2 protein-coding genes are annotated in these 1,158 nt (G+C 69.3%); both read left to right on the top strand.

Annotated features, from left to right (window positions below):
- Nucleotides 1-525: SDR family oxidoreductase (locus MKK50_RS09010; protein ID WP_499021782.1), on the top strand; the 525-nt coding region annotated here is incomplete at its 5' end.
- A gap of 16 nt (nucleotides 526-541) precedes the next feature.
- Nucleotides 542-1,158: sugar nucleotidyltransferase (locus MKK50_RS09005; protein ID WP_499021781.1), on the top strand; the 617-nt coding region annotated here is incomplete at its 3' end.

Raw genomic sequence — 1,158 nt, 5'->3', positions numbered from 1 at the left:
AGCGTCTACGGTGCCAGCAAGGCCGCCGGCGAGATGGCGGTCCGCTCCGGCAATCCGCGCCACGCGATCGTGCGCACCGCCTGGGTGGTGAGCCCGCACCGGGGCAACTTCGTGAAGACGATGCTGCGGCTCTCGGGCGAGCGGGACAAACTCACCGTTGTCGATGATCAGCACGGTTGCCCGACCTCCGCGGCCGATCTCGCGAGCGCACTCGCAACCATCGCCCTGCGGCTGGCCGGCGATGAGGCTGCGGCCACCGGCACCTTTCACTGCGTCAACGACGGCGCGACCACGTGGTGCGACTTCGCCCGCGCGATCGTCGCGGGCTCGGCCCGGCGCGGCGGACGCATCGTGCCGGTCGAGGGCATCCCGACCTCCGCCTACCCGACGCCGGCCCGGCGTCCGGTGAACTCGCGCCTCTCCACCCAGAGCCTGACCGACGCCTACGGCATCGCGCCCCGCCCCTGGGAGCAGGCGCTCGACGACATCCTCGACCGGCTGGTCGGGCCGGTCCGCTCCCACTGATCAGGACGTGTTTCGCATGAAGGGCATCGTGCTCGCCGGCGGCTCCGGCACAAGGCTCCACCCGGCCACGCTGGCGATCAACAAGCAGCTGCTGCCGGTCTACGACAAGCCGATGATCTACTATCCGATCTCGGTGCTGATGCTGGCCGGCATCCGCGAGATCCTGATCATCTCCTCGCCTGAGCACCTCGGCAACTACCAGCGCCTGCTCGGCACCGGCGAGCAGTTCGGCCTGACCTTCTCCTACGCGGTGCAGCCGCGGCCCGAGGGGCTGGCCCAGGCCTTCATCATCGGCCGCGACTTCGTCGGCAACGACGACGTGGCGCTGGTGCTCGGCGACAACCTGTTCTTCGGCAACGGCATGAGCGACCTGCTCGCCAAGGCCCGCGCCCGCAAGAGCGGAGCGACGGTGTTCGCCTACCACGTCGATCATCCGGAGGCCTACGGCGTCGTCACCCTCGACGAGACCGGCCGGCCCCTGCGGCTGGTGGAGAAGCCCAAGACGCCAGAGAGCCCCTGGGCGGTGACGGGCCTGTACTTCTACGACAATGGGGTGCTCGACATCGCCGCCGAGGTGAAGCCCTCGGAGCGGGGCGAGCTCGAGATCACCTCCGTCAACCAAGCCTATCTCGA

The organism is Methylobacterium sp. J-043 (assembly GCF_022829505.1).
GTDB lineage: Bacteria > Pseudomonadota > Alphaproteobacteria > Rhizobiales > Beijerinckiaceae > Methylobacterium > Methylobacterium extorquens_A.
This window is presented reverse-complemented; position numbering and strand designations above follow the sequence as displayed.